At 54.6% G+C, this 21,438-nt stretch carries 26 protein-coding genes and 1 other annotated feature; of the genes, 17 read left to right on the forward strand and 9 right to left on the reverse strand.

Annotated elements, in window-relative coordinates; genetic code table 11:
- The first annotated feature begins 12 nt into the window (after positions 1 to 12).
- Positions 13 to 549, forward strand: a complete 537-nt coding sequence (locus tag AC4OVU_RS09305) for a YniB family protein (RefSeq protein ID WP_015570741.1) — start codon at positions 13 to 15, stop codon at positions 547 to 549.
- A 36-nt stretch (positions 550 to 585) separates the two neighbouring features.
- On the opposite strand, the gene AC4OVU_RS09310 is transcribed toward AC4OVU_RS09305, so the two are convergent.
- The 3 genes from AC4OVU_RS09310 to pfkB all read right to left on the reverse strand — a co-directional run bounded on the left by AC4OVU_RS09310 (position 586) and on the right by pfkB (position 2,866).
- Entirely contained in the window at positions 586 to 1,446 is an 861-nt protein-coding gene (locus tag AC4OVU_RS09310; protein ID WP_017693590.1) for a fructosamine kinase family protein, read from the reverse strand.
- Between the two features lie 105 nt (positions 1,447 to 1,551).
- Complete coding sequence (gene ghoS / locus AC4OVU_RS09315) at positions 1,552 to 1,842, reverse strand: type V toxin-antitoxin system endoribonuclease antitoxin GhoS (RefSeq protein WP_003857822.1); 291 nt, start codon at positions 1,840 to 1,842, stop codon at positions 1,552 to 1,554.
- A gap of 91 nt (positions 1,843 to 1,933) precedes the next feature.
- A complete protein-coding gene (gene pfkB / locus AC4OVU_RS09320) occupies positions 1,934 to 2,866 on the reverse strand; it encodes a 6-phosphofructokinase II (protein WP_017384657.1) in 933 nt (310 codons plus the stop codon).
- Positions 2,867 to 3,162: 296 nt separating this feature from the next.
- Here pfkB and AC4OVU_RS09325 point away from each other — a divergent pair, with 296 nt between their 5' ends.
- Positions 3,163 to 3,921 (forward strand): DUF481 domain-containing protein, encoded by a 759-nt coding sequence (locus AC4OVU_RS09325; RefSeq protein WP_026080717.1) that lies wholly within the window; start codon positions 3,163 to 3,165, stop codon positions 3,919 to 3,921.
- 263 nt (positions 3,922 to 4,184) lie between these two features.
- Positions 4,185 to 4,418, forward strand: a complete 234-nt coding sequence (locus tag AC4OVU_RS09330) for a YdgH/BhsA/McbA family protein (RefSeq protein WP_015570736.1) — start codon at positions 4,185 to 4,187, stop codon at positions 4,416 to 4,418.
- A 149-nt stretch (positions 4,419 to 4,567) separates the two neighbouring features.
- On the opposite strand, the gene yniD is transcribed toward AC4OVU_RS09330, so the two are convergent.
- Together yniD and yncL are read right to left on the reverse strand one after the other, a co-directional pair.
- The gene (gene yniD / locus AC4OVU_RS09335) at positions 4,568 to 4,675 is read right to left on the reverse strand and encodes a small membrane protein YniD (protein ID WP_003857815.1); all 108 of its coding nucleotides are present in this window, start codon (positions 4,673 to 4,675) and stop codon (positions 4,568 to 4,570) included.
- A 98-nt stretch (positions 4,676 to 4,773) separates the two neighbouring features.
- The gene (gene yncL, locus AC4OVU_RS09340; RefSeq protein ID WP_017384656.1) at positions 4,774 to 4,866 is read right to left on the reverse strand and encodes a stress response membrane protein YncL; all 93 of its coding nucleotides are present in this window, start codon (positions 4,864 to 4,866) and stop codon (positions 4,774 to 4,776) included.
- A 321-nt stretch (positions 4,867 to 5,187) separates the two neighbouring features.
- On the opposite strand from yncL, the gene thrS reads away from it, so the two are divergent.
- The 14 genes from thrS (at position 5,188) to selO (ending at position 17,830) form a co-directional block, all read left to right on the forward strand.
- Positions 5,188 to 7,116 carry a threonine--tRNA ligase gene (gene thrS, locus AC4OVU_RS09345; RefSeq protein ID WP_003857814.1) on the forward strand — a complete coding sequence of 643 codons (1,929 nt, stop codon included), beginning with the start codon at positions 5,188 to 5,190 and terminating at the stop codon, positions 7,114 to 7,116.
- A gap of 3 nt (positions 7,117 to 7,119) precedes the next feature.
- A complete protein-coding gene (gene infC / locus AC4OVU_RS09350; RefSeq protein ID WP_023616141.1) occupies positions 7,120 to 7,662 on the forward strand; it encodes a translation initiation factor IF-3 in 543 nt (180 codons plus the stop codon).
- 97 nt (positions 7,663 to 7,759) lie between these two features.
- Entirely contained in the window at positions 7,760 to 7,957 is a 198-nt protein-coding gene (gene rpmI / locus AC4OVU_RS09355) for a 50S ribosomal protein L35 (RefSeq protein ID WP_001124225.1), read from the forward strand.
- A 50-nt stretch (positions 7,958 to 8,007) separates the two neighbouring features.
- Positions 8,008 to 8,364 carry a 50S ribosomal protein L20 gene (gene rplT, locus AC4OVU_RS09360; protein WP_000124850.1) on the forward strand — a complete coding sequence of 119 codons (357 nt, stop codon included), beginning with the start codon at positions 8,008 to 8,010 and terminating at the stop codon, positions 8,362 to 8,364.
- A 117-nt stretch (positions 8,365 to 8,481) separates the two neighbouring features.
- Positions 8,482 to 8,606 (forward strand) — a sequence feature (Phe leader region).
- Entirely contained in the window at positions 8,487 to 8,531 is a 45-nt protein-coding gene (pheM, locus tag AC4OVU_RS09365) for a pheST operon leader peptide PheM (RefSeq protein ID WP_154299526.1), read from the forward strand. It overlaps the preceding feature by 45 nt.
- A gap of 62 nt (positions 8,607 to 8,668) precedes the next feature.
- Positions 8,669 to 9,652, forward strand: coding sequence for a phenylalanine--tRNA ligase subunit alpha (pheS, locus tag AC4OVU_RS09370; protein ID WP_003857809.1), 984 nt, complete (start codon positions 8,669 to 8,671; stop codon positions 9,650 to 9,652).
- A 15-nt stretch (positions 9,653 to 9,667) separates the two neighbouring features.
- Positions 9,668 to 12,055: a phenylalanine--tRNA ligase subunit beta gene (gene pheT, locus AC4OVU_RS09375; RefSeq protein ID WP_086524413.1), complete on the forward strand. Its 2,388-nt coding sequence runs from the start codon at positions 9,668 to 9,670 to the stop codon at positions 12,053 to 12,055.
- 4 nt (positions 12,056 to 12,059) lie between these two features.
- Positions 12,060 to 12,359 carry an integration host factor subunit alpha gene (gene ihfA, locus AC4OVU_RS09380; RefSeq protein ID WP_003857805.1) on the forward strand — a complete coding sequence of 100 codons (300 nt, stop codon included), beginning with the start codon at positions 12,060 to 12,062 and terminating at the stop codon, positions 12,357 to 12,359.
- A 103-nt stretch (positions 12,360 to 12,462) separates the two neighbouring features.
- A complete protein-coding gene (btuC, locus tag AC4OVU_RS09385; RefSeq protein ID WP_110292999.1) occupies positions 12,463 to 13,443 on the forward strand; it encodes a vitamin B12 ABC transporter permease BtuC in 981 nt (326 codons plus the stop codon).
- Positions 13,444 to 13,476: 33 nt separating this feature from the next.
- A complete protein-coding gene (locus AC4OVU_RS09390) occupies positions 13,477 to 14,028 on the forward strand; it encodes a glutathione peroxidase (protein WP_045338445.1) in 552 nt (183 codons plus the stop codon).
- Entirely contained in the window at positions 14,028 to 14,783 is a 756-nt protein-coding gene (gene btuD / locus AC4OVU_RS09395; RefSeq protein ID WP_023303525.1) for a vitamin B12 ABC transporter ATP-binding protein BtuD, read from the forward strand. The genes AC4OVU_RS09390 and btuD overlap by 1 nt, the downstream gene beginning before the upstream one ends.
- Before the next feature lie 72 nt (positions 14,784 to 14,855).
- Positions 14,856 to 15,320, forward strand: coding sequence for an NlpC/P60 family protein (locus tag AC4OVU_RS09400; protein WP_015570730.1), 465 nt, complete (start codon positions 14,856 to 14,858; stop codon positions 15,318 to 15,320).
- Between the two features lie 292 nt (positions 15,321 to 15,612).
- Positions 15,613 to 16,326 (forward strand): EAL domain-containing protein, encoded by a 714-nt coding sequence (locus AC4OVU_RS09405; RefSeq protein ID WP_023303526.1) that lies wholly within the window; start codon positions 15,613 to 15,615, stop codon positions 16,324 to 16,326.
- A gap of 61 nt (positions 16,327 to 16,387) precedes the next feature.
- Positions 16,388 to 17,830, forward strand: coding sequence for a protein adenylyltransferase SelO (selO, locus tag AC4OVU_RS09410; RefSeq protein ID WP_491928664.1), 1,443 nt, complete (start codon positions 16,388 to 16,390; stop codon positions 17,828 to 17,830).
- On the opposite strand, the gene AC4OVU_RS09415 is transcribed toward selO, so the two are convergent.
- The 4 genes from AC4OVU_RS09415 to chuS are packed head-to-tail and all read right to left on the reverse strand — an operon-like array spanning position 17,827 to position 21,434.
- Positions 17,827 to 18,606, reverse strand: coding sequence for a heme ABC transporter ATP-binding protein (locus AC4OVU_RS09415; RefSeq protein ID WP_491928665.1), 780 nt, complete (start codon positions 18,604 to 18,606; stop codon positions 17,827 to 17,829). The two genes, selO and AC4OVU_RS09415, sit on opposite strands and share 4 nt — an antisense overlap.
- A complete protein-coding gene (locus tag AC4OVU_RS09420; protein ID WP_110292727.1) occupies positions 18,599 to 19,591 on the reverse strand; it encodes a FecCD family ABC transporter permease in 993 nt (330 codons plus the stop codon). The genes AC4OVU_RS09415 and AC4OVU_RS09420 overlap by 8 nt, the downstream gene beginning before the upstream one ends.
- Positions 19,591 to 20,409 carry a heme/hemin ABC transporter substrate-binding protein gene (locus AC4OVU_RS09425; RefSeq protein ID WP_015570726.1) on the reverse strand — a complete coding sequence of 273 codons (819 nt, stop codon included), beginning with the start codon at positions 20,407 to 20,409 and terminating at the stop codon, positions 19,591 to 19,593. Before AC4OVU_RS09425 ends, AC4OVU_RS09420 begins: the two co-directional genes overlap by 1 nt.
- Positions 20,406 to 21,434 carry a hematinate-forming heme oxygenase ChuS gene (gene chuS / locus AC4OVU_RS09430; protein ID WP_023303528.1) on the reverse strand — a complete coding sequence of 343 codons (1,029 nt, stop codon included), beginning with the start codon at positions 21,432 to 21,434 and terminating at the stop codon, positions 20,406 to 20,408. Before chuS ends, AC4OVU_RS09425 begins: the two co-directional genes overlap by 4 nt.
- Positions 21,435 to 21,438 lie beyond the last annotated feature (4 nt).

Below are 21,438 nucleotides of genomic sequence, written 5' to 3' on the forward strand. Positions count from 1 at the left end.
GAAGAGGAACTAATGACGTATCAACAAGCTGGACGCATCGCGGTCTTAAAACGTATTGCTGGTTGGGTTATTTTCATTCCCGCCCTGATTTCAACGCTGATCTCCGTACTCAAATTTATGTACGATCACAGCGAAAAACAGCCGGGCATCAATGCCGTCATGCTTGATTTTGCGCACGTCATGATTGAGATGATGCGGTTTAACACCCCGTTCCTGAACGTCTTCTGGTTCAACTCGCCCACGCCGGATTTTCACCACCAGCTGAATGTCGGTTTCTGGATAATCTATGCGTTGATATTTATCGCGATGGCGTTGCAGGCTTCCGGCGCGCGCATGAGTCGCCAGACCCGCTTTTTGCGCGAAGGGGTGGAAGACCAGCTGATCCTTGAGAAGGCGAAAGGCCCTGACGGGATGAGCCGCGAGCAGATCGAATCGCGCATTGTCGTTCCGCGTCATACCATTTTTGTGCAGTTTTTCCCGCTCTACATCCTGCCGGTCATTATCATTGTGGCCGGGTATTTCTTCTTTACGCTGCTTGGCTTCCTGTAAATCCTAAGGGAAGGGGCGTGAAGCCGCCCCCTCCCGCTATGCCGCCAGAATGCGGTCCAGCGCCCGCTGGGCATTCACCAGATGACTCCCGCCAAACAAAATAGCCCGGTTTATCAAGGTGTACAGCTGATAAACCGGCTGACGATCAAGGAAACCCGCAGGTAACGGCGAGACAGACTGATAGCCATCATAAATTTGCGGCGGCTGTTCAGAGTGCAACGGCAGCATTGCGAGGTCACATTCTCTGTCGCCCCAGTAGCAGGCCGGGTCAAATATATAGGGACCATCAGGCCCAAGTGCACAGTTGTTTGACCATAAATCTCCGTGCAGAAGGGAAGCCTGAGGCTGATGCGAAGCCAGACGCTGCTGAATGTGTTCAACAATCGCGTCGATGTTGCCGAACGCTAATCCCTTTTCAGCGGCCAGCTCCAGCTGCCAGCCGATGCGCTGCTCGGCGAAAAAGGTCGACCAACGGCGCTGCCATGCGTTTGGCTGTGGGGTAGTGGAGAGGTCGTTATCAAAATCGAGCCCGAACTGAGGTTGATCGCTCCACTGGTGCAAACGGGCGATCTGTTGCCCGAGAATAAAGGCGTTGTGCGCATCCAGAGGGCGCGCGGGAAGATAGTTCATCACCAGAAAGCTATAGTCACGATCGCTGCCGACGGCTAATACCTGCGGAACGGTGACTGTTTTACTGCGCGATAACAGCTCAAGCTGATCGGCTTCGGCAGTAAAAATGGGGAGCAATTCACGCTCATCACATTTAACGAAAAGATCGCGCCCGGCGTAACGTAAATGCCATGCGGCATGGATCTCTCCGCCTGGCAGTTCGTTACGCAGTTCAATTTCACCTTCACCCAGCTGCTCACTTAAAAGATGACTGATAGCCTGCCACATGATGTCTCTCCCATGTTGTCTGCCAGATCATAAAGTTAGTGCAAAACGGCTATAAAAAAACAGGAACTAACGCACAACTGAGCGGTTTAATTTTGTACAGGGCACTTATTGTTCTTTTTTATGCCAGTTTTCCCAGCTATCCACATCAATTTCCGTGGCTTTGTCAGTCACGCTTTCCACCAGGCTACTGGCCAGCGCCTTCACCTCTTCCTGACTCAGCGGGCTTATCAGGCCAAATGCCAGTGAGCCGAGATCGTGGATATTGCCCTCATCGTCCGTCAACGTGAGCAGAAAATTGGCGCGCGTGAACGCGTTGTTGAGTTCATTCAGTTCGGTCAGCGACGCCTCATGAATATTCACGGTTACGACGTAGCGGGTGATATCACCACTGCTCATAATTCACCTCGTTGTTATCCTGAAAGTTTTCTTAGCATAGTCGATATGCCCTGTTTAGCGACTTCCCCCTCCATGGGAAGGGGAAGCAGGTTCAGCTTCTCGCCAGGTAATCGACAATTTTCTGGGTATCCGCAAGCGAACACAGACGCGTTCCCTGGTTTATGGTGGCTGCACTCCCTGCCGCGACGCCATAGCGTGCCATCTCCAGAAGCGAAGCGCCCTGCGCTAGCTTCAGCACCATCGCGCCAACCATACTGTCACCGGCACCCACGGTGCTCTGGCTTTTCATCGGCGGTGGCACAACCTGTACAAAGCCCGTCTTGTCGACGGCCAGCGCACCCTGAGGACCGAGAGAGACCACAACGCGATGCGCTTTGCCCGTACGTACCAGCTCTTCTGCGGCAGTACGAACGTCATCAGGCTGGCTGAGTTCTCGATTAACCAGGGCACTGAGCTCTTTCTGGTTAGGTTTAACGAGTTCAAGTTGTCCGGGTTCTAACGCCGCCTTCAGGGCTTCGCCCGAGCTATCGACAATGCAGCGGATGCCGCGCTGGAGCGCCGCCTGAACCAGCGCCGTCAGTTTTTCTGTTTTGACGCCCGGCGGCAGGCTACCGCTGATCACCAGTAATGAGCCGCTTTCAATGGTCAGCACTTTCTCTTCCAGTTGACGAAACTCATCATCGGTTAATTTCGCCCCCGGCATCACAAAACGATATTGCTCGCCGCTGGATTCAACATGGACATGCAGGTTCTGCCGGGTCCAGTCTTTAGCGTCGACGGTGTCTACGGCAACCTGTTCATCTGCCAGCAACGCCACCAGATGTTCTCCCGTGGCGCCGCCAGCGGGGAAGATGGCGGTGGCTTTTCCGCCGAGATGGGTAATGGCGCGCGCCACGTTAATGCCGCCGCCGCCCGGCTCAAACACCGGCGCGCTACAGCGCAGCTTACCTTCCGGGTAGATTTGCGGCGTCATGGTCGCGGAGTCGAGGGAAGGGGAGAGTGTCAGCGTATAAATCGAAGCCATCATGACCTCCTTTTATCATGGGTTCTTTTAAGCCTGGCACCGTTTGGCAGGAAGGCAACGTAAATAACAGTATGATTTTAAATATGAATGCTGACAAATAACCTGCGCCGGGCATATAAAATAAAACACGTTTTGGGATCGTTCTTATTCAAAAAATGAAAGAAGAAAATATTGCTATGTTATTTGCGGCTTTTTATAATTTGTTACCTTTCTATGGTCGCCTTGTCATTGATCCGCAAGAAAGTTTCCGAGACCGTGACGGTCTCTTTTTATGTTGTACGGACTCCTTAAATAAAATGAAGCTTTTGAAGACAGTACCCGCAGCACTGATGCTGGCGGGTGGCGTATTTGCGTCACTGAATGCAACCGCCGATGATACCGTTTTTACTGTCATGGACGATCCCTCCACTGCCAAAAAACCCTTTGAAGGTAACGTGAATGCCGGGTATCTGGCGCAATCCGGTAATACGAAAAGCTCCTCCCTGACCGCAGACAGCACCCTGACCTGGTACGGCAACACCACGGCCTGGTCGCTGTGGGGAAATGCCAGCAACACCTCTGCTAACGATCAACGCTCATCGGAGAAATACGCGGTAGGCGGACGTAGCCGATACAACATGACCGATTATGACTACCTGTTCGGGCAGGCGAGTTGGCTGACTGACCGCTACAACGGCTATCGCCAGCGTGATGTCGTAACTGCGGGTTATGGTCGTCAGTTCCTCAATGGGCCGGTGCACAGCCTGCGTTTTGAATTCGGTCCGGGTGTCCGTTACGACGAGTACACCAACGGCGAAGATGAAACCCAGCCGCTGGGTTATGCATCGGGCACCTATGCATGGCAGATGACGGACAACGCAAAATTCACCCAGGGTGTGTCGGTGTTTGGTGCTGAAGATACAACGCTGAACTCAGAAAGTGCGTTGAACGTGGCCATCAACGAACACTTTGGACTCAAGGTGGCGTACAACGTAACCTGGAACTCATCACCACCTGATTCTGCACCGGAACATACCGATCGCCGAACCACGATTTCTTTAGGTTATAAAATGTAATATCGTCGGGCCGGGATTATTCTCGGCCCGTTTTTTATTTTCTGAAACTGTGCTTATTTATATTAAACGGCGTTTTAAAATAATGGGTCTGGTTTCATCTTCATAATTTCTCCATAATTAGCCGGCCAGGGCTTATTCAGTTTATTTGACACGAATTGATAAATAATTTGACTAGGCAAGAATGTGATCCAGATCTACACTTACGGCACAGGCGAAAAACTCGCCTCAGGCATATCGCATTAAATAAGTATGAGAATAAAATTATGAAAAAAATCAAAACCGCTACAGCAGCGATGGTGCTTTCCGCACTTTCATTTGGCGTATTTGCTGCTGATAATATGACGCAACCTGCCAGTGACGTTAACAGCCCAATCGGGATCGCTAAAGCCTCGGATGTAGAAGCAGGCTCCAACATTGCCCCTGGCTCTCAGTCTACCGGCCAGTCAATGAATGATGCATTTGATGTACACAAGCTGGTGGCGGGTGAGTGGTCCTGATATTTCAACTGCCACGTGTGACGGAATATATACGCTGTCACAGCCTGTCGAAAACCGGATTATGACGTACCGGTTTTGGACCATAAATTATCGTAAAGATAGTTAAGATTTATTCAGTAAATTCACGGCACGTTTTCGCTGACAAAATATTAGCCCCAGATCATTGCGGCCCAGCGCAGCAGCAACATCGCGCCGCAAATAGCAATTAACACCACGACCATTTTCCAGTGCTTCACGGCAAATCTTTTTGTTGGCATAACCTAATCCTTGTCAGTTGATACCCTTAGTCTACCAAAATCTGCGCCAGAAAGCGCTCAACCCTGGACAACAGGTTATGCCGGAACACCGGTTCGGCTTAAAACCAATGGAATCTGTCAGCCAGAATCAATACCAGGCAAGCAGCGGAAAGTAGATTCAATATCACAACGGTTTTGCTGGATACATTCATGTGATACCCCTTCGATGTTTAAGGACCAAGTCAAGAATAGCTCAGCACTTTCGGATTGCGAGCTTCCGTCAGCAAAAGTTCATGAACGCAGACAAAAGGATGAACGGTTCAAACGGTCGCAGAAGGTGCATTCGCCCTTTCAATAGTGTTACCATTACCCTGCTTGCCGTAAATTCGCATTTATCTGAATCGGCAGGTGCATGATGACGAACCAATTTGACGATTGTTGGTCAGATGGTTTCGTAATCTACTGTTTAATCACGATTATTTTCTTTGTATATGCTCTTATGTGTGGGGCATCACTGCAAATAAGGATATAAAATGCCTGTAATTACTCTTCCTGATGGCAGCCAACGCCATTTCGACCATGCTGTTAGCCCAATGGATGTTGCCCTGGATATCGGTCCTGGACTTGCAAAAGCAACCATCGCAGGTCGCGTAAACGGTGAGCTGGTAGACGCGTCCGATCTGATTGAAAGCGATGCAACGCTTGCGATCATCACCGCGAAAGACGAAGAAGGTCTGGAGATCATTCGTCACTCCTGTGCGCACCTGTTAGGCCATGCTATTAAGCAGCTGTGGCCAAACACCAAAATGGCGATCGGCCCGGTTATCGACAACGGTTTCTACTACGACGTTGACCTTGACCACACCCTGACTCAGGAAGATATCGACGCGCTCGAGAAACGAATGCACGAGCTCGCCGAAACCAACTATGACGTCATTAAGAAGAAAGTCAGCTGGCACGAAGCGCGTGAAACCTTCGTGAAGCGCGGCGAGAGCTACAAAGTCTCGATTCTTGATGAAAACATCGCTCATGATGACAAGCCTGGCTTGTACCATCACCAGGAATACGTCGACATGTGCCGTGGACCGCACGTGCCGAACATGCGCTTCTGTCATCACTTCAAACTGATGAAAATCGCAGGCGCTTACTGGCGTGGCGACAGCAACAACAAAATGTTGCAGCGTATTTATGGTACCGCGTGGGCCGATAAGAAGGCCCTGAACGCGTACCTGCAACGCCTGGAAGAGGCGGCTAAGCGTGACCACCGTAAAATCGGTAAGCAGCTTGACCTGTATCATATGCAGGAAGAAGCGCCGGGGATGGTGTTCTGGCATAACGACGGCTGGACTATCTTCCGTGAACTGGAAACGTTCGTGCGCTCCAAGCTGAAAGAGTACCAGTACCAGGAAGTGAAAGGCCCGTTCATGATGGACCGTGTGCTGTGGGAAAAAACCGGCCACTGGGACAACTACAAAGATGCGATGTTCACCACTTCGTCTGAGAACCGTGAATACTGCATCAAGCCAATGAACTGCCCGGGCCACGTTCAGATCTTCAACCAGGGTCTGAAATCCTACCGCGATCTGCCGCTGCGTATGGCGGAATTCGGTAGCTGCCACCGTAACGAGCCATCAGGTGCGCTGCACGGTCTGATGCGTGTTCGTGGCTTTACTCAGGATGATGCGCATATCTTCTGTACTGAAGATCAGGTCCGTGAAGAAGTTAACGCCTGTATTCGTATGGTCTACGATATGTACAGCACCTTTGGCTTCGAGAAGATCGTGGTCAAACTCTCAACGCGTCCGGAAAAACGTATCGGCAGCGATGAGACATGGGATCGCGCAGAGGCGGATCTCGCCGTCGCGCTGGAAGAGAACGGTATTCCGTTCGAATACCAGCTGGGCGAGGGCGCATTCTACGGTCCGAAAATTGAATTTACCCTGTATGACTGCCTCGATCGCGCATGGCAGTGCGGAACGGTACAGCTGGACTTCTCCCTGCCGCAGCGTTTAAGCGCCTCTTATGTTGGCGAAGACAACGAGCGTCAGGTGCCGGTTATGATTCACCGTGCGATTCTCGGTTCACTGGAGCGCTTCATCGGCATCCTGACCGAAGAGTTCGCGGGCTTCTTCCCAACCTGGCTTGCGCCAGTGCAGGTAGTGGTGATGAACATTACCGATTCTCAGGCGGATTACGTTAAAGAATTGACGCAGAAACTACAAAATGCGGGCATTCGCGTAAAAGCAGACTTGAGAAATGAGAAGATTGGCTTTAAAATCCGCGAGCACACTTTACGTCGTGTCCCGTATATGTTGGTCTGTGGTGATAAAGAGGTGGAAGCAGGCAAAGTTGCCGTTCGCACCCGCCGTGGTAAAGACCTGGGGAGCCTGGACGTAAGTGAAGTGATTGAGAAGCTGCAACAAGAGATTCGCAGCCGCAGTCTTCAACAACTGGAGGAATAAGGTATTAAAGGCGGAAAACGAGTTCAAACGGCACGTCCGAATCGTATCAATGGCGAGATTCGCGCCCAGGAAGTTCGCTTAACAGGTCTGGAAGGCGAGCAGCTGGGGATTGTGAGTCTGAGAGAAGCGATCGAAAAGGCTGAAGAAGCTGGAGTAGATTTAGTTGAAATCAGCCCTAACGCCGAACCGCCAGTTTGTCGTATCATGGACTACGGCAAGTTCCTTTATGAAAAGAGTAAGTCTTCTAAGGAACAGAAGAAGAAGCAAAAAGTTATCCAGGTTAAGGAAATTAAATTCCGTCCTGGTACCGACGATGGCGATTATCAGGTAAAACTCCGCAGCCTGATTCGCTTTCTGGAAGATGGCGATAAGGCCAAGATCACGCTGCGTTTCCGCGGTCGTGAGATGGCCCACCAACAGATTGGTATGGAAGTGCTTAACCGCGTCCGTGACGATCTGAGTGAACTGGCAGTAGTCGAATCCTTCCCTACGAAGATCGAAGGCCGCCAGATGATCATGGTGCTCGCTCCTAAGAAGAAACAGTAAGGCCTTCAAGCAGCAAAATCTGTGGAGCCTTCGGGCCCCATAGGTTTTGTTCGCCTATGTTTCGTTTATTTAACAATGCGAAGTGGAAGTTATTAAAATGCCAAAAATTAAGACCGTACGCGGTGCTGCTAAGCGCTTCAAAAAAACCGGTAAAGGTGGTTTTAAGCACAAGCACGCTAACCTGCGTCACATTCTGACTAAGAAAGCTACCAAGCGTAAACGTCACCTGCGTCCAAAAGCCATGGTTTCTAAAGGCGATCTGGGCCTGGTCATCGCGTGCCTGCCGTACGCATAAGTCGTTAACGTTTAACTTTTTTAACTTAGAATAGATACAGGAGAGCACACATGGCTCGCGTAAAACGTGGTGTAATTGCACGTGCACGTCACAAGAAAATTTTGAAACAAGCTAAAGGCTACTACGGTGCGCGTTCACGCGTATACCGCGTTGCCTTCCAGGCTGTTATCAAAGCAGGTCAGTACGCTTACCGTGACCGTCGTCAGCGTAAGCGTCAGTTCCGTCAACTGTGGATTGCGCGTATCAACGCAGCAGCACGTCAGAACGGTATTTCTTACAGCAAATTCATCAACGGCCTGAAAAAAGCCTCTGTTGAAATCGACCGTAAGATCCTGGCTGACATCGCAGTATTCGACAAAGTAGCGTTCACCGCTCTGGTCGAAAAAGCGAAAGCAGCACTGGCATAAGCCAGTTGAGAGAGGGGGCTTTGCCTCCTCTTTTCATTTAACACCATCAGAAGATTGACATTTATCCGTGCAGGCTTTTCAATAAGGTCTTAACGGTTTTTACCCTACAAGGTAACGCAAGCATGAATGCTGCTTTTTTCCGCTTCTTCTTTTACTTTAGCACCTGACTTCAGGAGGCTAGCGCGTGAAAGATGAAACGAAAAACAGCGCCAGATAAGCCTCCCGATGGAGGCTTTTTTTGTGCCTGAAGTTAAGAGAATACGTCCAACAATTCGGTGTCTGCACCGACATAATGAGGAAAACCATGTCACATCTCGCAGAGCTGGTTGCCAGTGCAACGGCCGCCATTAACCAGGCCTCAGATGTTGCCGCGTTAGACAATGTCCGCGTCGAATATCTGGGCAAGAAAGGGCATTTGACCCTTCAGATGACTACCCTGCGTGAACTGCCAGCAGAGGAGCGCCCGGCAGCCGGTGCAGTGATTAACGAAGCCAAAGAGCAGGTACAGCAGGCGCTGAACGCGCGTAAAGCCGAGCTGGAAAGCGCAGTACTGAATGCGCGTCTGGCGGCAGAAACGATTGACGTTTCTCTGCCGGGTCGTCGTATTGAAAACGGCGGTCTGCATCCGGTGACTCGTACTATCGATCGTATTGAAAGTTTCTTCGGTGAGCTCGGCTTTACCGTGGCGACTGGCCCGGAAATTGAAGATGATTACCACAACTTCGATGCCCTGAACATTCCTGGCCATCATCCGGCACGTGCTGACCACGACACTTTCTGGTTTGACGCTACCCGTCTGCTGCGTACTCAGACTTCCGGCGTTCAGATCCGTACCATGAAGGAGCAGGAGCCGCCAATCCGCATCATCGCGCCGGGTCGCGTATACCGTAACGACTACGATCAGACCCACACCCCAATGTTCCACCAGATGGAAGGTCTGATTGTTGATAAAAACATCAGCTTTACCAACCTGAAAGGCACGCTGCACGATTTCCTGAACAACTTCTTTGAGGAAGATTTGCAGGTTCGCTTCCGCCCGTCCTACTTCCCGTTCACCGAACCGTCTGCGGAAGTTGACGTGATGGGTAAAAACGGCAAATGGCTGGAAGTGCTGGGCTGCGGCATGGTGCATCCAAACGTGCTGCGCAACGTGGGTATCGATCCGGAAGTGTATTCCGGCTTTGCGTTCGGTATGGGTATGGAGCGTCTGACCATGCTGCGCTACGGCGTAACCGACTTACGTGCGTTCTTCGAAAACGATCTGCGTTTCCTCAAACAGTTTAAATAAGGGCAGGACAGAACAATGAAATTCAGTGAACTGTGGTTACGCGAATGGGTGAACACCACGCTGGACAGCGACGAGCTTTCCAACCAGATCACCATGGCGGGTCTGGAAGTTGACGGTGTAGAGCCGGTTTCTGGCGCCTTCACCGGCGTGGTCGTGGGTGAAGTGGTTGAATGCGGTCAGCACCCTAACGCTGACAAACTGCGCGTAACAAAAGTCAATGTGGGCGGTGACCGTCTGCTGGATATCGTCTGCGGTGCGCCAAACTGCCGTCAGGGCCTGAAAGTGGCCGTGGCGACCGTCGGTGCGGTGCTGCCGGGCGATTTCAAAATCAAAGCGGCTAAGCTGCGCGGTGAGCCGTCTGAAGGCATGCTGTGCTCCTTCTCCGAACTGGGTATTTCCGACGATCACTCCGGCATTATTGAACTGCCGCAGGATGCGCCAGTTGGTACCGATATCCGCGAATACCTGAAGCTTGATGACAACACCATCGAAATCAGCGTAACGCCAAACCGTGCTGACTGTTTAGGCATCATCGGTGTGGCCCGCGACGTGGCCGTGCTGAACCAGACTGAACTGAACGTGCCGGAGATCGCTCCGGTTGAGGCAACCATCAGTGACGTGCTGCCGATACAGGTAGACGCGCCTGAGGCCTGCCCACGCTACCTCGGTCGTGTGGTGAAAGGTATTAACGTTAAAGCGCCAACCCCGCTGTGGATGAAAGAGAAACTGCGTCGCTGCGGTATCCGTTCTATCGATGCGGTCGTCGACGTCACCAACTATGTTCTGCTGGAGCTGGGCCAGCCAATGCACGCCTTTGATAAAGATCGTATCGAAGGTGGGATCGTCGTGCGCATGGCGAAAGAGGGCGAAACCCTGGTTCTGCTGGACGGCAGCGAAGCGAAACTGAACGCTGACACCCTGGTGATTGCCGATCACAACAAAGCGCTGGCGATGGGCGGGATCTTCGGCGGCGAGCACTCTGGCGTCAACGACGAGACGCAAAACGTCCTGCTGGAATGCGCGTTCTTCAGCCCGCTCTCCATCACCGGCCGCGCACGCCGTCACGGTCTGCACACTGATGCTTCTCACCGCTACGAGCGTGGCGTGGATCCTGCGCTGCAATACAAAGCGATGGAGCGTGCTACTCGCCTGCTGATCGACATCTGCGGCGGCGAAGCGGGTCCGGTTATCGATGTGACCAACGAAGCGACGCTGCCGAAGCGTGCGACCATTACCCTGCGCCGCAGCAAACTGGATCGTCTGATTGGTCACCACGTTGCCGATGCGCAGGTGACCGACATTCTGACGCGTCTGGGCTGCGAAGTTACTGAGGGTCTGGACGAGTGGAAAGCCGTTGCGCCGTCCTGGCGTTTTGACATGGAGATCGAGGAAGATCTGGTGGAAGAAGTGGCCCGCGTTTACGGCTACAACAACATCCCTGACGAGCCGGTGCAGGCGGGTCTGGTGATGGGCAGCCATCGCGAGGCCGATCTGTCTCTGAAGCGTGTGAAAACCATGCTGAACGACAAAGGCTACCAGGAAGTGATCACCTACAGCTTCGTTGATCCTAAGCTGCAACAGCTGATCCACCCGGGTCAGGAAGCGCTGATCCTGCCAAGCCCGATTTCCAGCGAGATGTCAGCGATGCGTCTGTCCCTGTGGACGGGACTGCTGGGTACTATCGTTTATAACCAGAACCGTCAGCAAAACCGCGTGCGTATTTTCGAAAGCGGTTTGCGCTTTGTACCGGATACTCAGGCGAATTTAGGCATCCGTCAGGATCTCATGCTGGCCGGCGCCATCAGCGGTAACCGTTTTGAAGAGCACTGGGACCTGGCAAAAGGGACGGTTGATTTCTACGATATGAAGGGCGATCTGGAAGCGATTCTCGATCTGACCGGTAAATTATCCGAAATTGAATTCCGCGCAGAAGCGATTCCAGCCCTGCATCCGGGTCAGAGTGCGGCGATCTATTTAGACGGCAAACGTGTTGGTTTCATTGGGGTTGTTCACCCGGAACTGGAACGTAAGCTGGATCTGAATGGCCGTACCATCGTATTCGAACTGGAGTGGAACACGGTTGCAGACCGCGTCATTCCTCAGGCGCAGGACGTCTCCCGCTTCCCGGCAAACCGCCGTGATATCGCGGTTGTGGTCGCTGAAAATGTGCCCGCAGCAGATATTTTGGCCGAATGTAAGAAAGTTGGCGTAAATCAGGTAGTTGGCGTAAACTTATTTGACGTGTACCGCGGCAAGGGCGTAGCAGAAGGTTTCAAGAGCCTCGCTATTAGCCTTATCCTTCAGGATACCAGCCGTACACTCGAAGAAGAGGAGATTGCCGCTACCGTCGCCAAATGTGTAGAGGCATTAAAAGAGCGATTCCAGGCATCATTGAGGGATTGAACCTATGGCGCTTACAAAAGCTGAAATGTCAGAATATCTGTTTGATAAGCTTGGGCTTAGCAAACGGGATGCCAAAGAGCTGGTAGAGCTGTTTTTCGAAGAGATCCGTCGTGCTCTGGAAAATGGTGAGCAGGTTAAACTCTCCGGTTTTGGCAATTTTGATTTGCGAGACAAAAACCAACGTCCGGGCCGTAACCCGAAGACGGGGGAAGATATTCCCATTACAGCCCGCCGCGTGGTGACCTTCAGACCCGGACAGAAGTTAAAAAGCCGTGTCGAAAACGCAACGCCCAAAGCAGAGTAATATGAACTAACTAAAAAGGCCGCTCACGCGGCCTTTTTTCTTTGCGCTATTTGCTAAACCCGCCGTAAAATCAATGATATCTCAACCGGATAACCTATCGTCTATGCTTGATCTTGCCCGCCGCCAGCACCGCTCCGATCTTCGCCGCCTGTGTCTGCTCGGGGTGCTGTTGATTGTCGCCACCACCGTCAGCCTGTGTGCGGGCGATCGGTGGCTGGGGCCGGAAAGCTGGTTTACGCCTGAAGGACAGCTCTTTGTCTGGCAGATCCGCCTGCCGCGGACGTTGGCTGTCCTTTTAGTCGGCGCTGCGCTGGCGCTGTGCGGCACGATCATGCAGGCATTATTTGAAAACCCTCTGGCGGAACCCGGGCTTCTCGGGGTCTCGAATGGCGCAGGCGTCGGGCTTATCGCCGCCGTGATGCTGGGGGGAGGCGAGCTCTCCGGCTGGGGGATTAGCCTCAGCGCCATCCTTGGCGCGCTGTTGATAACCCTTATCCTTCTGCGCTTTGCCCACCGCCACTTATCCACCAGTCGGCTGCTGCTTGCCGGGGTAGCGTTGGGGATCATCTGTAGTGCGCTGATGACCTGGGCCGTCTACTTCTCCACCTCCTTCGATCTGCGCCAGTTAATGTACTGGATGATGGGGGGATTTGGGGGTGTTGACTGGCGTCAGGGGTGGCTGATGGTGCTCCTGATCCCGGTCATCCTGTGGACGGCGTTCCAGGCGCAGCCTCTTAATATTCTCGCGCTGGGCGAAACGTCTGCTCGCCAGCTCGGGATGCCGATTGGATTCTGGCGCAACGTGCTGGTTATCGCCATTGGCTGGATGGTAGGCGTAAGCGTGGCGCTGGCGGGGGCGATTGGCTTTATTGGGCTGGTGATCCCGCATATGCTGCGCCTGTGCGGCATTACGGACCACCGAACCCTGCTCCCGGCCTCGGCGGTTGCCGGGGCGGCAACGCTGCTGATTGCCGATATCATCGCCCGGCTCGCCCTGACGGCCGCTGAGTTGCCCATAGGCGTGGTGACCGCAACGCTGGGCGCGCCGGTCTTTATCTGGCTACTATTAAAAGCTGGACGTTAAAACACAACCTGTAAGTCAACCTGAGGGAATGCTATGCAGTCTGATATTCTGAATACCGAAGTGACGACCATTGACGGCGAGAAAACCACGCTGGAAGGCTACAAGGGCAAGGTGCTGCTCATCGTGAACGTGGCGTCGAAATGTGGCCTTACGCCGCAGTATGAACAGCTGGAAAACATTCATAAAGCCTGGGAAAAAGACGGCTTTACCGTACTCGGCTTCCCGTGCAACCAGTTCCTGGGCCAGGAGCCGGGTAGCGAAGAGGAGATTAAGACCTTTTGCAGCACAACCTATGGCGTGACGTTCCCGATGTTCAGCAAAGTTGACGTGAACGGTGAAAATCGTCATCCGCTGTATGCCAAACTGGTGGCCGCGGCGCCGACCGCCGTTGCGCCTGAAGAGAGTGGTTTCTATGAGCGTATGGCAAGTAAAGGCCGCGCGCCGCTCTATCCGGACGATATTCTGTGGAACTTCGAAAAATTCCTGATTGGCCGTGACGGTGAGGTCGTGCAGCGTTTTTCGCCTGACATGACGCCTGAAGATCCTATCGTGATGGAATCAATCAAGCTGGCGCTGGCGAAATAATGACGCTGCTGATGCAGCTCACGGACGTTGCCGGGAAGGGACGTCTTGAGCCTGTGACTGCCGCAGTCAACGCAGGTGAAATCCTTCACCTGGTTGGGCCAAACGGCGCCGGAAAAAGCACGCTGCTGGCGCGTATGGCGGGGCTGACCAGCGGGAAAGGGGAGATTACCTTCCTCGGGCAATCGCTCGTCGACTGGCTACCCGCTACACTTGCCTCCCGTCGAAGCTATCTGGTTCAGCAGCAGGTTCCGCCCTTTGCGATGCCCGTCTGGCACTACCTGACGCTGCATCTGCCTGATAAAAATCAGGTGGGATTGCTCAACGAGGTTGCTGCGGCACTCGGGTTAGACGACAAGCTTACCCGGCATGCAAATCAGCTTTCCGGCGGCGAGTGGCAGCGCGTGCGTCTGGCCGCCGTCATCCTTCAGATCCATCCGGCGGGAAATCCTCACGGGCGGTTGTTGCTGCTGGACGAGCCGATGAGCGGGCTGGACGTTGCCCAGCAGGCAGCGCTGGATACCCTGCTCAGCGCGCTGTGTCGCAAGGGGATCGCCATTGTGATGAGCAGCCATGATTTGAACCATACGTTGCGCCACGCGCATCGGGTGTGGTTGCTGGCGCGTGGCAAGCTGATTGCCAGCGGAACGCGCGACAGCGTGCTGACGGCCGCCAATCTTGCGAGCGCTTACCACATGTCGTTCCGGAGGCTGGATATTGAAGGCCACAAGATGCTCATTTCCACGGCGCAGGAATAACCTTTCTTGCACAGCTGCATAGATGCACGCTAAATTACCGAAAGAACAAAAAAAGCAGAGGATTCGTCTGAAATGCGATTCTGGTTTCTCCTTGTTGCGGCGCTCTTTCTTGCAGGATGCAGCAGCCATCGTGCACCTCCGCCCAACCCACGGCTTTCCGATTCCATTACGGTCATTGCCAGCCTGAACGATCAGCTCAGCAACTGGCGCGGCACACCTTATCGCTACGGCGGCATGAGCCGGGGCGGGGTGGATTGCTCGGGATTTGTGCTGATGACCTTCCGCGATAAATTTGACCTCCAGCTTCCGCGTGAAACGCGTATGCAGGCGAAAATCGGCACTGAAATTGATAAAGACGAGCTCCTGCCCGGCGATCTGGTCTTTTTTAAAACGGGCTCCGGTGAAAGCGGCCTTCATGTCGGCATCTATGATACCGATAATCAGTTCATTCATGCCTCGACCAGCCGTGGCGTGATGCGCTCCTCTCTGGATAATGTTTACTGGCGTAAAAACTTCTGGCAGGCCAGACGTATTTAACCGCTGCATAAAAATGCAGTGCGGAGGGCCTGGCGGTGAAAATAGACGTCAGGCTTTTCTTGCGGGTTGATTAAAGTTAAATTTTTGCCCAATTATTTATGTCCGCATGTGCCTGTTTTATCTAAAACTGGCTATTATTCAATAACCAGGATAAAATTAATTTAGATTCAGGGAAAAATCTGAAAATTAATACGGAAAGAATGAAATTAATCTTATTAAAATCAAGACAGTGGAATTGTGCCTGCAATTGCTCCAGGATGTTCTCTCTCATCTTTAATGCAGGACAAGCGCGATGATTATTACGCTAGATAATGCTTACCAGTCTGAACTTTTACTCCTTCCGGCGCGTGATAGTGCAGGTTTGCTTAAAGGTTTAGAGATTTTGGTTAACTTTACTGGCGTGGGTGCGGACGTACGGATCCCGACTGAACTGGTTATCCCACATCTTTCTCAGGAAGATGAATTAGCGCTGTTTCAGGAGAAACTGCAATTACTCGATACCTGTAAGCTATTTTTTATTCAGCATCAGTTAATTGCATGGATCAATATTACACCTGCAATTGTTGAGTTTTTATTAACTAATGAGAACGCTGTTTCAATCCTCGAGCGTTATCCGTTTCTTGAGTTTACTGTTAATGAGAACTATCCAGGTTTAAATAACGGGAAAGACGATCCCTGTCTGGCAAGAATGGCGATCCATTTCCCCTTAGTACTGGCTAACTTTGGTGCAGGGGCATCTTCCCTTAAACCGGTTTATGATGGTCTGTTCAAACGGGTGATTCTGGATAAAAACTTTATCCAGCAGCGCGCGTCGGCACTCTCGTTTGAGCCTTTTATGCGCGCTATTCTCTGGCAGATCGCGCCGCATTGTCAGTCGGTCATGGTCTCGGGAATTGACGATCACGGCATCTTACAACGCGTGCTGCCCTTCAATTTTGGTGCAATGCAGGGAAGCCTGTGGCCTGCCGTCCCGGCAGAGCGGGTCACGACTCTCGTTCAGCAATAACCCCTTTCTTCGCCCGTGTTTACGTCCAGGGAAACCCTCTACACTTAAAGCAGGAGGACTTATGACCCTGTCTTTTACTGCTCACTGGCACGATGAATTACCCGGCTTTTACACCGCGCTTAAGCCAACGCCATTACAGAACGCGCGTCTTATCTGGCATAACGATGCATTAGCGGATTCGCTTGGCATCCCTTCGACGCTTTTTCAGCCAGAAAAAGGCGCCGGCGTCTGGGGCGGCGAAACGCTGCTCCCGGGCATGAAGCCGCTGGCTCAGGTCTACAGCGGACATCAGTTTGGCGTCTGGGCGGGACAGCTCGGCGATGGCCGCGGCATCCTGCTGGGTGAACAGCTTCTGCCGAATGGCGAAACGCTCGACTGGCACCTGAAAGGGGCAGGGCTAACCCCGTACTCACGCATGGGGGATGGCCGCGCGGTGCTGCGTTCAACCATCCGTGAAGGTCTGGCTTCCGAGGCGATGCATGCCCTGGGGATCCCCACCTCACGCGCGCTGTCCATTGTCACCAGCGACACGCCGGTGGCCCGGGAAACGATGGAGCAGGGGGCGATGCTGATCCGCGTGGCGGAAAGCCATCTGCGTTTCGGTCATTTTGAACACTTCTACTATCGCCGCGAGCCGGATAAGGTCCGCCAGCTTGCCGATTACGCCCTTCGCCGTCACTGGCCGCACCTGCAAAACGAGCCGGACCGCTATGTTCTCTGGTTCCGTGATATTGTCGCGCGCACTGCCGCAATGATTGCCCGCTGGCAGGCCGTCGGCTTTGCCCACGGGGTGATGAATACCGACAACATGTCCCTGTTAGGGCTGACGTTTGACTACGGTCCGTACGGCTTCCTTGATGACTATCAGCCGGGTTACATCTGTAACCATTCGGACTATCAGGGGCGTTACCGTTTCGACAACCAGCCTGCGGTGGGGCTGTGGAACCTTCAGCGGCTTGCGCAAAGCCTGTCGCCGTTTATCGACGTCGATGCCCTGAACGATGCGCTGGACAGCTATCAGGAGATCCTGCTGCGGGAATATGGTGTGTTAATGCGCAACAAGCTGGGGCTGATGACGCAGGAAAAAGGCGATAACGCGCTGTTGAATGGGCTGTTTGCCATCATGGTGCGTGAAGGCAGCGACTATACCCGAACCTTCCGTATGCTGAGCCAGACCGCGCAGCAGAGCGCCGCGTCACCGCTGCGCGACGAGTTCATCGATCGTCAGGCGTTTGATGACTGGTTTGCCGTTTACCGGACGCGTTTACAGCAGGAACAGATTGATGACGATACCCGCCAGACGCGGATGAAGGCGGTTAACCCGACGATGGTGTTGCGCAACTGGCTGGCGCAGCGGGCCATTGAGCAGGCAGAGCAGGGGGATTATACCGAGCTGCATCGGCTGCATATCGCCCTGCGCACGCCGTTTGCCGACCGGGAGGATGACTATGTCAGCCGCCCGCCGGACTGGGGCAAGCGGCTGGAAGTGAGCTGCTCAAGCTAAGGGGCGAGAAAAACCTGCGGTGCGGCGTGCGCCGGATGTCTGCCGACGTGCACCTGCGCACCGTACCAGTGTGCCAGCGCGTCGGCCTGCAAAACCGTCTCCGGTATGCCCTGAGAAACAATCCTGCCGTTGTGTAACAGCAGGATCCGGTCCGACCATAATGCGGCAAGATTGAGATCGTGCAGCACCACGCAGGCGTGAAGATGGCCCTGACGGGTCAGCGATTTCAACAGGCGCAGCAGATGCTGCTGGTGGTAGAGATCCAGCGCGGAAGTGGGTTCGTCGAGAAATAGCCAGCCGCGCGGCGTTCCGTCACGCCACAGCTGCGCCAGCGCGCGGGCGAGCTGGACGCGCTGCTGCTCGCCGCCGGAGAGGGCATGATAACGCCTGCCGGCCAGCGGCAGGCAACCGGTCAGCTGCAACACCTCACGCACAATCGACGGTTCCGGGTGACGCGTCCAGGGCGCACGCCCCATGCCAACAATATCCTCCACCTGCCAGTCAAATCCAGGCTGAGACTGCTGGCGCATCACCGCCCGATAGCGGGACAGCGTCTGCGGATGCCATTCATCCAGCGCTTTTCCCGCCAGCGAACAGCCGCCGCTGTCGGGTTTCAGGTAGCCGGTCAGCAGCCGCAGCAGCGTGGATTTCCCCGCGCCGTTGGGGCCGATCAATGTAACCAGCTCTCCCTGCGACAGTGACAGCGAAACGTTATCTGTCAGCGTGCGGCCAGATCGGGTAAAAGTAAGATTTTCAGCCGTATAACGTTCAGCCATGCTGTTCTCCACGACGAAAAATGAGCCATAAGAACCAGGGAGCACCAAGGATACTGGTGAGCAGGCCGACCGGCATTTCTGCCGGAGCGACCAGGGTGCGCGCGACCGTATCCGCCACCAGCAGCAGTAATGCGCCCGCGAGTACCGTGCCGGGGAGGGTTGCCCGGTGATCGGCGCCCAGCCACATGCGCATCAGGTGCGGCACCACGAGTCCGACAAAGCCAATCACGCCGCTGACGGCGACAGCCGCCGCGACCAGCAGGGCGCTGCATAACAGTAATATTCGCTGTACAAGGGCAACGTCCACGCCAAGGTAATGCGCTTCCTCCTCACCCAGTTGCAGTAAATTTAATGCGCTGGCACAACGCCAGATCGCCAGAACGGCAGGCACCATCAGCGAGGTCACGGCGAGCAGCGTTGACCACTGTGCCTGACCAAGACTTCCCATTCCCCAGAGTGAAAGCTGACGCAGCTGGGCGTCATTGCTTGCCCACGAAAGCACACCCACTGCCGCACCGCACAGGGCATTGATGGCGATACCCACCAGCAACAGACGTGACAGAGAGGGGTCACGCTGCTTGCTGAGCAGGAAGATCACGCCAGTGGCTGCCAGCGCCCCAAGAAATGCCGCCAGCATAGGGGCGTAAAGCATCACCAGCGCGGGCAGCGAGAGCGGGAGCACCACCCACAGGGCGACGGCCAGCGCCGCACCGCTGCTGATCCCGAGCAGGCCCGGGTCGGCCAGTGGATTGCGGAACAGCCCCTGCATGACGCAGCCGGCGAGCGCCAGCGATCCGCCAATCACCAGCGCCAGCAGTACGCGGGGCAGACGGATGGTAAGCCAGATCTGGCGTAGCGTCTCATCGCTGCCGCTCCACAGCACGTTCACCGGCAGGCGTAACGCCCCAAAACCGGTGGCCATGAACGTCATGACGGTAAGCAACCCCGCCAGAAGCCATAACGATAACGTGATGCGCCGGGACATCAGGGCAGTTGCTCCGCTCTGGCACGCAGCTGTTGTATGGCTTTCGGCGTGCGGACGCTGAAGCCCAGCAGGGCCATATCATCAATAGCCAGCATCTGCTTGCTTCGTCCCGCTGGCGTTTGCGCCAGGCCGGGCAGTTTCCACAGATTTTCTTCGCCGCCCAGCGCGTTAAGACCGTCCTGCGAAATCACCACCAGATCCGGCTGGCTGGCCATCACCCCCTCCTGGGAAAGCGGCTGATAGCGGGTAAAGCCCTGCATGGCGTTCTGCAACCCGGCGGCGCGTATTGCCGCATCCGCGCCGGTCTGTTGCCCGGCCGCCATTGCGGTCATTCCGCCGTGGCTGAGGATAAACAGCACCCGCTTGTTGAGCGGTGTTGAGGGCAGTGCCGCCAGCGCCTGACGCAGCGAGTTGCGCAGGGTTTCCCCTTGCGCCTCATGATGCGTCGCCTGAGCTATCACCCGTACTTTTTCGTCAATCGTGCGCAGGTCAGGCGTGCCGGGAACGGTAACCACCCGGACGTGGCTCTGTTCAACCTGTTTCAGCGCCAGAGAGGGCTGCGCCTGGTCGCTTGACAGCACCAGCGTCGGGCGTACGGATAAAATCCCCTCCGCATTCAGCTGGCGAAGATACCCCACGTCAGGCAGCGCGTTTGTCGCCTGCGGCCACTGGCTGGTACTGTCGCGCGCAACCAGAGAAGACTCCGCGCCGAGGGCGTAGACGATCTCCGTCACGTCGCCGCCGAGGGCGACAATTCTCTCCGGCGCGGCGACGGCGACCAGCGGCAGGGCGCAGAGCAGGGCGAACCAGTTTTTCATGCGGCCAGCCCTTCTGGCGTCAGGGCGTCAATCTGGCGGCGCCACTGGTTCTGCTCAGGCTCGCCTTCGGTACGCTGCCCGTAGAGCTGGGCGATCTGAGTTCCGTCCGCAGCAAACAGCTCCAGGCTGGTAACGTGTCCGTCCGCCGTAGGCTTGCGCGTTACCCACGTCTCGGCGATAGTCTCCTCCAGCAGATGCAGGGTAAAGGTTGGGTTGAAGATGTTCAGCCAGCCCTTCATGGGCGTCAGTTTTTCCACCACACCGGTGAAGATCTGCACGCAGCCGCGGTTGCCGACGAAGATCATGATTTCGTTTCCGTCCTGTCGCGCCGTCTCCAGCAGCTGTGCCAGCGCGCTGTTATCCACCTTACAGGCCAGATCGTCACTCACCAGACGAAACGCCTGCTGGCGGCTCAGGTTATGGCGCTTCAGTAAGCTAAAGAACTGATGCACATCGGTCATGGCGCGCCACTCTTTCTCCACCGAGCCTGCATCAGCACCGTCGGAATGCGCAGGGGCATCGACAGCCTTCAGTGCCAGAGTGGGGTTATCGGCAATGATAAAACGGGTCAGCACGTCGCCCCAGGCGGCAACGTCGGTGTGATCCGTGGTGTAGACCTTCAGTAAAGCGTCGCCCTGATGATCGAAGAACTGAATGCTCTGACGTTCGCCGCGGGAGGTCGTTTCACTTATGTGAAACGCGCTCGCCCACTGGTTGAGGAACAAACGCAGATCCAGCGCGCGCGGATTCAGCACCAGCCCGGCGTGGCCGCCGAGGTGCTGGTTAGTAAACGCCCCGACCTGTTCGTGAACGGCGTATTCGTTACGGCAGATGCATTTGGTTTCCCCCACCGACTCCAGCGCTGCCAGAATCTCACGGATTTCACCGCGCAGCCGCCAGGCGTCGTGTCCAACGCGCGCAAATGCCAGCTCTGCTTCGCTGATGTGCATTAATCCGGCGATATCACGGGCGTACTTACCCGGATGTTCTTCTTTAAGCTCAAGCCAGCGTGTGTAGTGACCCATAATC

Source organism: Enterobacter sp. 6722112 (assembly GCF_058661685.1).

Excerpts from the sequence above, each read along its gene's own strand:
- AC4OVU_RS09305 (WP_015570741.1), top strand. The coding sequence starts at position 13 with ATGACGTATCAACAAGCTGGACGCATCGCGGTCTTAAAACGTATTGCT.
- AC4OVU_RS09310 (WP_017693590.1), bottom strand. The coding sequence starts at position 1,446 with ATGTGGCAGGCTATCAGTCATCTTTTAAGTGAGCAGCTGGGTGAAGGT.
- ghoS (WP_003857822.1), bottom strand. The coding sequence starts at position 1,842 with ATGAGCAGTGGTGATATCACCCGCTACGTCGTAACCGTGAATATTCAT.
- pfkB (WP_017384657.1), bottom strand. The coding sequence starts at position 2,866 with ATGGCTTCGATTTATACGCTGACACTCTCCCCTTCCCTCGACTCCGCG.
- AC4OVU_RS09325 (WP_026080717.1), top strand. The coding sequence starts at position 3,163 with ATGAAGCTTTTGAAGACAGTACCCGCAGCACTGATGCTGGCGGGTGGC.
- AC4OVU_RS09330 (WP_015570736.1), top strand. The coding sequence starts at position 4,185 with ATGAAAAAAATCAAAACCGCTACAGCAGCGATGGTGCTTTCCGCACTT.
- yniD (WP_003857815.1), bottom strand. The coding sequence starts at position 4,675 with ATGCCAACAAAAAGATTTGCCGTGAAGCACTGGAAAATGGTCGTGGTG.
- yncL (WP_017384656.1), bottom strand. The coding sequence starts at position 4,866 with ATGAATGTATCCAGCAAAACCGTTGTGATATTGAATCTACTTTCCGCT.
- thrS (WP_003857814.1), top strand. The coding sequence starts at position 5,188 with ATGCCTGTAATTACTCTTCCTGATGGCAGCCAACGCCATTTCGACCAT.
- rpmI (WP_001124225.1), top strand. The coding sequence starts at position 7,760 with ATGCCAAAAATTAAGACCGTACGCGGTGCTGCTAAGCGCTTCAAAAAA.
- rplT (WP_000124850.1), top strand. The coding sequence starts at position 8,008 with ATGGCTCGCGTAAAACGTGGTGTAATTGCACGTGCACGTCACAAGAAA.
- pheS (WP_003857809.1), top strand. The coding sequence starts at position 8,669 with ATGTCACATCTCGCAGAGCTGGTTGCCAGTGCAACGGCCGCCATTAAC.
- pheT (WP_086524413.1), top strand. The coding sequence starts at position 9,668 with ATGAAATTCAGTGAACTGTGGTTACGCGAATGGGTGAACACCACGCTG.
- ihfA (WP_003857805.1), top strand. The coding sequence starts at position 12,060 with ATGGCGCTTACAAAAGCTGAAATGTCAGAATATCTGTTTGATAAGCTT.
- btuC (WP_110292999.1), top strand. The coding sequence starts at position 12,463 with ATGCTTGATCTTGCCCGCCGCCAGCACCGCTCCGATCTTCGCCGCCTG.
- AC4OVU_RS09390 (WP_045338445.1), top strand. The coding sequence starts at position 13,477 with ATGCAGTCTGATATTCTGAATACCGAAGTGACGACCATTGACGGCGAG.
- btuD (WP_023303525.1), top strand. The coding sequence starts at position 14,028 with ATGACGCTGCTGATGCAGCTCACGGACGTTGCCGGGAAGGGACGTCTT.
- AC4OVU_RS09400 (WP_015570730.1), top strand. The coding sequence starts at position 14,856 with ATGCGATTCTGGTTTCTCCTTGTTGCGGCGCTCTTTCTTGCAGGATGC.
- AC4OVU_RS09405 (WP_023303526.1), top strand. The coding sequence starts at position 15,613 with ATGATTATTACGCTAGATAATGCTTACCAGTCTGAACTTTTACTCCTT.
- selO (WP_491928664.1), top strand. The coding sequence starts at position 16,388 with ATGACCCTGTCTTTTACTGCTCACTGGCACGATGAATTACCCGGCTTT.
- AC4OVU_RS09415 (WP_491928665.1), bottom strand. The coding sequence starts at position 18,606 with ATGGCTGAACGTTATACGGCTGAAAATCTTACTTTTACCCGATCTGGC.
- AC4OVU_RS09420 (WP_110292727.1), bottom strand. The coding sequence starts at position 19,591 with ATGTCCCGGCGCATCACGTTATCGTTATGGCTTCTGGCGGGGTTGCTT.
- AC4OVU_RS09425 (WP_015570726.1), bottom strand. The coding sequence starts at position 20,409 with ATGAAAAACTGGTTCGCCCTGCTCTGCGCCCTGCCGCTGGTCGCCGTC.
- chuS (WP_023303528.1), bottom strand. The coding sequence starts at position 21,434 with ATGGGTCACTACACACGCTGGCTTGAGCTTAAAGAAGAACATCCGGGT.